Origin of the sequence: Nocardioides sp. ChNu-99 (assembly GCF_029493445.1) — a bacterium.
Lineage (GTDB): Bacteria > Actinomycetota > Actinomycetes > Propionibacteriales > Nocardioidaceae > Nocardioides.
Genome location: NZ_JAHWBL010000095.1, coordinates 1 through 6403, shown reverse-complemented (window position 1 = coordinate 6403; position 6403 = coordinate 1). Strand labels below are relative to the sequence as shown.

The 6403-nt window shown below is 74.0% G+C and carries 7 protein-coding genes; 2 read left to right on the top strand and 5 right to left on the bottom strand.

Translation table 11 applies throughout. The annotated features are described in order from the left end of the window. On the bottom strand, positions 1-410 hold a 410-nt coding region (locus KK617_RS18245), incomplete at its 3' end, for a hypothetical protein (protein WP_277501613.1). A 116-nt stretch (positions 411-526) separates the two neighbouring features. On the opposite strand from KK617_RS18245, the gene KK617_RS18240 reads away from it, so the two are divergent. Beyond that, on the top strand, positions 527-1090 hold the full coding sequence (locus KK617_RS18240; RefSeq protein WP_277501612.1) for a hypothetical protein: 564 nt from the start codon (positions 527-529) through the stop codon (positions 1088-1090). 4 nt (positions 1091-1094) lie between these two features. On the opposite strand, the gene KK617_RS18235 is transcribed toward KK617_RS18240, so the two are convergent. Genes KK617_RS18235 through KK617_RS18220 form a run of 4 tightly spaced genes read right to left on the bottom strand, consistent with a single transcriptional unit; the run spans position 1095 to position 4418 of the window. Continuing rightward, entirely contained in the window at positions 1095-1424 is a 330-nt protein-coding gene (locus tag KK617_RS18235; RefSeq protein ID WP_277501611.1) for a sec-independent translocase, read from the bottom strand. A gap of 4 nt (positions 1425-1428) precedes the next feature. Then, positions 1429-2592, bottom strand: a complete 1164-nt coding sequence (locus KK617_RS18230) for an Mrp/NBP35 family ATP-binding protein (RefSeq protein ID WP_277501610.1) — start codon at positions 2590-2592, stop codon at positions 1429-1431. Positions 2593-2601: 9 nt separating this feature from the next. Beyond that, a complete protein-coding gene (locus KK617_RS18225; protein ID WP_277501609.1) occupies positions 2602-3165 on the bottom strand; it encodes a DUF1003 domain-containing protein in 564 nt (187 codons plus the stop codon). Beyond that, a complete protein-coding gene (locus tag KK617_RS18220; RefSeq protein WP_277501608.1) occupies positions 3162-4418 on the bottom strand; it encodes a CBS domain-containing protein in 1257 nt (418 codons plus the stop codon). The genes KK617_RS18225 and KK617_RS18220 overlap by 4 nt, the downstream gene beginning before the upstream one ends. A gap of 140 nt (positions 4419-4558) precedes the next feature. On the opposite strand from KK617_RS18220, the gene KK617_RS18215 reads away from it, so the two are divergent. Further along, entirely contained in the window at positions 4559-5758 is a 1200-nt protein-coding gene (locus KK617_RS18215) for an acyl-CoA dehydrogenase family protein (RefSeq protein ID WP_301799829.1), read from the top strand. Positions 5759-6403 lie beyond the last annotated feature (645 nt).

The window sequence follows — 6403 nt, the reverse complement described above, 5'->3', positions numbered from 1 at the left end:
AACGCACTCACCGGCGGGTCGCCCCCCGCCACCGCCCCGCTGGCGGAGCCGTCGCCGGGCGTGGCGTGGGCGGCGGGGGCGACCGCGGCGGACAGCACGACCACGCCGCAGGCGGCGAGCACCCAGCGGCGCAGGGCCTCCGGGCAGCCGGTGCGCCGGCGCTCGCGCCCCCGCAGCGCGTCGAGCGCCACGAGGGTCACGACGCACCAGCACCAGGGGGCCGCGAGGAGCAGCACGGCCGCGGCGAGGGCGGTGAGGAGCTCGCCGTACCCCACCGGGGCGCCGGAGAGGACCGGCAGGGCGGGGCCGAGGCTCGCCCAGGCGAGGACGAGCAGTCCCGCGAGGGCGGTGGTGGCGCCGGCCCAGACGGCGAGGACGCGTCGGGGCGACGCTGCGCTGAGGTGTGACATCCCGAGAACCTTTGCGTTTGCGTCTGTTTGCATCATCTAAAGGCGACTAGGACGCGGTGTCAACGGCTTGTCAACAGGCTGGCGCCGGCACACCGCGCGGTGCGAGGCTCCACCCCGTGCGCTGGGAGGAGCAGGTCTTCGCGCTGTTCGACGACCTCGAGCAGCAGGCGGCCGTCGCGTTCGAGCGCGAGCGGGCGGCCGAGGTGGCAGACCGGGCGCGGGCGGAGTACCGCCAGGTCACGCTGGCGAGCCGGCTCATGGCGTCGCTCGAGGCGGAGGTCGTGCTCGACGTGCGGGGGCCCGGTGCGGTCGCGGGCCGGCTTCGCCGGGTGGGGGACGGCTGGTGCCTCGTCGAGACGCCGCGCAGCGACTGGGTGGTGCGGACGGAGACCGTCGAGCTGGTGCGGGGCGCCTCGGAGCGCTCGCGCCCGGAGTCGGCGTGGTCGGTGGTGCACCGCCTCGGCCTGGGCTCCGCGCTGCGGCGCCTCTCGGAGGCGGGGGAGCGCTGCGTGCTGCACGCGGTGTGCGGCGCCCGGACGGAGGGCGTCCTGCTCCGGGTGGGGGCGGACTTCGTCGAGGTCGGCCGGGGCGAGCCCGTGCGCGGCCGCACCCCGGAGGTCGCCCTCGTGCCGTTCGCCGGGCTCGCCGCGGTGCAGAGCGAGCAGCGGGGCGCGGTCTAGCCGATCAGGTGGCGTCGGCGTCGTACGGCGGGAGCTCGCCCGGCTCGAGGGGTCGCATGCCCGCGCGCTGCGGCTTGGCCTCCTCCTCCTCGGCCAGGGCCTCCATCACGTGCTTGCGCACGATGACGCGGGGGTCGAGGTCGCGCAGCTCGAGGTCGGCGTACTCCGGCCCGAGCTCGGTGCGCAGGTCGTCGCGGGCGGTCGTCGCCATCCGGCGGAGCTGGCGCAGCATCTGCCCGGCCTGGCGGGCGACCTCCGGCAGCTTGTCCGGGCCGAGCACGATCATCGCGACGAGCGCGATGACCGCCAGCTCGGGGATCCCGACGCCGAACACCGGGTCAGAACTTCGCGGTGGGCGTGAGACCGAGCTGCATCCCGGCGAGGCCGCGGCCCCGACCGGTGAGCGAGCGGGCGACCTCGAGCAGCTCCTGCGCGGCGGGCGACGTCGGGTCCGACTCCACGATGGGCTTGCCGGAGTCGCCGCCCTCGCGCAGCGACGGGTCGAGGGGCACGCGGCCCAGCACGCGCACGTCGTACCCGAACCGCTCCGAGAGCGTGGCCGCGACGCGGTCGCCGCCGCCCGTGCCGAAGATGTCCAGCTTCTCGCCCTGGGGGCTGAGGAAGAAGCTCATGTTCTCGACGACGCCCACGACGCGCTGGTGCATCATCGACGCCATCGTGCCGGCGCGCTCGGCGACCTCCGCGGCCGCCTCCTGCGGGGTCGTCACGACGAGGACCTCGGCGTTCGGCAGGTGCTGGCCCAGCGAGATCGCGATGTCACCCGTGCCCGGGGGCAGGTCGAGCAGCAGGGCGTCGAGGTCGCCCCAGTAGACGTCGGAGAGCATCTGCACGAGCGCCCGGTCGAGCATGGGGCCGCGCCAGGCGACGACCTGGTCGCGCCGCGGCTTGAGCATGCCGATGGAGATGACGGAGACGCCGGACGGCGTGGGCACCGGCATGATCAGGTCGTCGACCTGGGTGGGGCGCGCGTCGGCGACGCCCAGCATGGCCGGCATCGAGTGGCCGTAGATGTCGGCGTCGACGACGCCGACCTTGAGGCCCTGCTGCGCCATCGCCAGCGCGAGGTTGACCGTGACGGACGACTTGCCGACACCGCCCTTGCCGCTGGCGATCGCGAACACGCGGGTCAGCGAGCCGGGCTGGGCGAAGGGGATCTCGCGCTGCGCCTGGCCGCCCCGCAGCGTGCTCTGCAGGTTCGAGCGCTGCTCGGCGTTCATGACGCCCAGCTCGACGGCGACGCCCGTGACGCCGGGGAGCCCGCCGACCGCCGCGGTCACGTCCCGGTTGATCGTGTCCTTCAGCGGGCAGCCCGCCACCGTCAGCAGCACCTTGACGCGGACCTGGCCGTCGGGGTCGACCGCCACGTCGTCCACCATGCCGAGCTCGGTGATGGGGCGCTTGATCTCGGGGTCGTTGACGGAGCCGAGGGCGGTGGTGACCTGCTCGACGCTCGGCGTGCCTGCCGGCGGGGTGGCGCTCATGCCCCCAGCCTATCCGTCGCGCCTGCGACGACCGCCCTCGGTGCCCTCGTCGGGGGAGCGCTCCGAGCCGCTCTCGCGCTCGTCGCCGTCGCCGAGCTCGGCCAGCAGCGCGCGCAGCTCGCTGCGGACGAAGTCGCGCGTCGCGACCTCCCCGACCGCGAGGCGCAGCGAGGCCACCTCGCGGGCGAGGAACTCCATGTCGGCGTGGGCGCGGGCGTTGGCCCGGCGGTCCTGCTCGGCGACGACCTTGTCGCGGTTCTCCTGCCGGTTCTGCGCCAGCAGGATCAGCGGGGCGGCGTACGAGGCCTGCAGGCTCAGCATCAGCGTGAGGAAGATGTAGGGGAACGGGTCGAACTGCCACGCGTCGGGCGTCGCGACGTTCCACACCACCCACACCACGACGAACAGCGACATGTAGAGCAGGAAGCGCGCCGTGCCCATGAACCGCGCGAACTGCTCGGCGAAGCTGCCGAACGCGTCGGAGTCGTAGGACGGGCGCCGCACGAGCGGACGGCGCGCGTCCTGGGGGGTGTCGAGGCGACCGCGGTCGCGGCCCTGGTCGCGGGCGCTCACCGGCGCTCACCCCGCTCCGCCGCGCGCTCGCGCCAGTCCTCCGGCAGGAGGTGGTCGAGGAGGTCGTCGACGGTCACGGCGCCGAGCAGGCGGCCCTGCTCGTCGGTGACCGGGGCGGCGACGAGGTTGTACGTCGCGAGGTGGGCCGCGACCTCGTCGATGTTGGCGTCGGGCCGGATCGGGTCGAGCGAGGGGTCGATGGCCGACGCGGCGAGGCTCGAGGGCGGCTCGCGCAGGAGGCGCTGGATGTGGGCGGCACCCAGCAGCTTGCCCGTCGGCGTCTCCAGGGGCGGGCGGCACACGAACACGAGGGCGGCCAGGGACGGCGTGATCTCGGCGTTGCGGGCGTGGGCGAGCGCGTCGGCGACCGTCGCGTCGGGGGAGAGGATGACCGGCTCGGGCGTCATCATCGCGCCGGCGGTCTCCTCGGCGTACGCCATCATGCGCCGCACGTCGGCGGCGTCCTCGGGCTCCATCAGGGCCAGCAGCTGGGCGGCGGTGTCGTCCGGCAGCTCGGCGATGAGGTCGGCCGCGTCGTCCGGCGACATCTCCTCGAGCACGTCGGCGGCGCGCTCGGAGTCGAGCAGCTCGACCACCGCGACCTGGTCCTCCTCCGACATCTCCTCCAGGATCACGGCCAGCCGCTCGTCCGGCAGCGCCAGCACCACGGATCGCCGGCGCTCGGGCGGCAGCTCGTGGATGGTGCGCGCGGCGTCGGCGGGCCGCATCTCCCCGATGGCGGTGAGCAGGCGCGTCGCCCCCTGGGCGTCGTCGCGGCGCCCGAGGCCCTCGACCTCGCCCCACTCCACGACGTGGGTCTGGCCGCGGCGCCGGAAGGTGCGCGAGGACTCCCGCACGGCGATGCGCGAGACGAACCAGTCACGGGTGCGGCTCTGCTCGACCGCGATGTCGAAGACCGTGCCGGTCACGCCGGTGTGGCGCAGCGTCACGCGGCTGTCGAGCATCTGCGCGATCACGAGGATCTCGGTCGGCCGCTGCTCGAAGCGGCGGACGTTCAGCAGCCCCGTGGTGGCGACGTGGTCCGCCTCGATGGCGAGCACGCGCGTCATGGGCAGGAACACCCGCCGGCGGCCGAACACCTCGGTGACGAGACCGACCGCGCGGGGCGGGCCACCGTCGCTGCGCAGCACCACGACGACGTCGCGCACCTTGCCCACCTGTTCGCCCTGCGGGTCGAAGACCGGCAGTCCGAGCAGGCGGGCGGCGTACACGCGCGGGGTCGGGGAGCTCACGGCGCAACGCTACCGCTAGGCCGCCGGGCCGCACGCCACGCGGACGGGGCCTGTGGTCTCGCCGTACTGAGCGGTAACATCGCCGGGGGCGCGAGCCACTACGCTGCGCCCAGCCCCTGCCCCCGTGCGGAAGGAACACCATGGCCCGGCTCTGCCAGACCGACGGCTTGACCGATGTCCAGACGGAGATCGTCAAGGCCGTGCGCCAGTTCGTCGAGGACAAGATCATCCCGGTCGCGACCGAGCTGGAGCACGCGGACGAGTACCCCACGGAGATCGTCGAGGGGCTCAAGGAGCTCGGGGTGTTCGGCCTGATGATCCCCGAGGAGTACGGCGGGCTGGGGGAGTCGCTGCTCACCTACGCCCTGTGCGTGGAGGAGATCGCCCGCGGCTGGATGAGTGTCTCGGGCGTCATCAACACCCACTTCATCGTCGCCTACCTGCTGATGAAGCACGGCACGGACGAGCAGAAGCAGAAGTACCTGCCCCGCATGGCCACCGGCGAGGTGCGCGGCGCGTTCTCGATGTCGGAGCCCGGGCTGGGCTCGGACGTCTCGGCCATCACGACCAAGGCGACGAAGCGCGACGACGGGTCGTACTCGATCACCGGCCAGAAGATGTGGCTGACGAACGGCGGCTCCTCCACGCTCGTCGCGGTGCTGGTGAAGACCGACGAGGGCGCGGACAGCGTCTACAAGAACATGACGACCTTCCTCGTGGAGAAGGAGGCCGGGTTCGGCGAGACCGCCCAGGGCGTCACCATCCCCGGCAAGATCGACAAGATGGGCTACAAGGGCATCGACACCACGGAGATGATCCTCGAGGGCCACGAGATCTCCGCGGACCAGGTGCTGGGCGGGGCGCCGGGCCAGGGCTTCTCGCAGATGATGGACGGCGTCGAGGTCGGCCGCGTGAACGTCGCGGCCCGCGCCTGCGGCATCGCCAACCGCGCCTTCGAGCTCGGCACCGCCTACGCCCAGCAGCGCCAGACCTTCGGCAAGCCGATCGCCGAGCACCAGGCGATCCTGTTCCGGATCGCCGAGATGGCCACGAAGGTCGAGACCGCCCACACGATGATGGTGCGCGCGGCGCGGCTGAAGGACTCGGGCCAGCGGATGGACGTCGAGGCCGGCATGGCCAAGATGCTCGCGAGCGAGTACTGCAACGAGGTCGTCGAGGCGTCGTTCCGCATCCACGGCGGCTACGGCTACTCGAAGGAGTACGAGATCGAGCGCCTCTACCGCGAGTCGGCGTTCATGCTCATCGGCGAGGGCACCAGCGACATCCAGAAGATGATCATCGGCCGCTCGATGCTCAAGGAGTACCGCCAGAAGGCCTGACCGCGCGCGCCCCTCGCGGCGCCGCACCCCGCACGGCACGAGGGCCGCACCACCGTCGGTGGTGCGGCCCTCGTCGTGCGCGGGGTCGTGCGCGGGATGGTGCGGGGAACCGTGCGAGGGGCGCGGATCAGCCGGCCGTGAGGAGCACGACGAGCAGCACGAGCACGGCGACCGCCGCGATCGCCACCGCGGCGACGGCCTGCGTGCTGGGGCCCGACGAGCGGGAGGTGCCGGAGGCGCGGGAGGCGCCCGACGGTCCCTGCGGTCGGGGGGGAGCGGGACGCGGGGGAGCGGGTCGGGGGCCACCGGGCGCACCGGGGCCGCCGGGGCGCGCGCCCGGCGGGCGGATGCTGGGGTTGGAGCCGCTCGACGGTGCCGACGGCCGCTGCGGCAGGGGCCGGGCGCCGGACCCGGTGCCCCCGGTGCCCCCGGTTCCCGGACGGTGGGCCGGGTTCGACGGGCTCGAGCCGGGCAACGGTCCGCGGTGGGCCGCGTGGCTCGCGCTGGACCCGTGCGAGGGGGCGTCACCGCGGTACGGCGCGCCCGCAGGCCGCCGCGCCCCGGCGGGACCGCCGGGGCCGGCAGGCCCGGTAGGCGCGGAGGGACGGGGCGGGAGGCCCGTCGCGGGACGCGAGCCGCCGTCGG

Coding starts and splice junctions, on each gene's coding strand:
- KK617_RS18230 (WP_277501610.1), bottom strand. CDS start 2,592: ATGAGCGCCACCCCGCCGGCAGGCACGCCGAGCGTCGAGCAGGTCACC.
- KK617_RS18215 (WP_301799829.1), top strand. CDS start 4,559: ATGGCCCGGCTCTGCCAGACCGACGGCTTGACCGATGTCCAGACGGAG.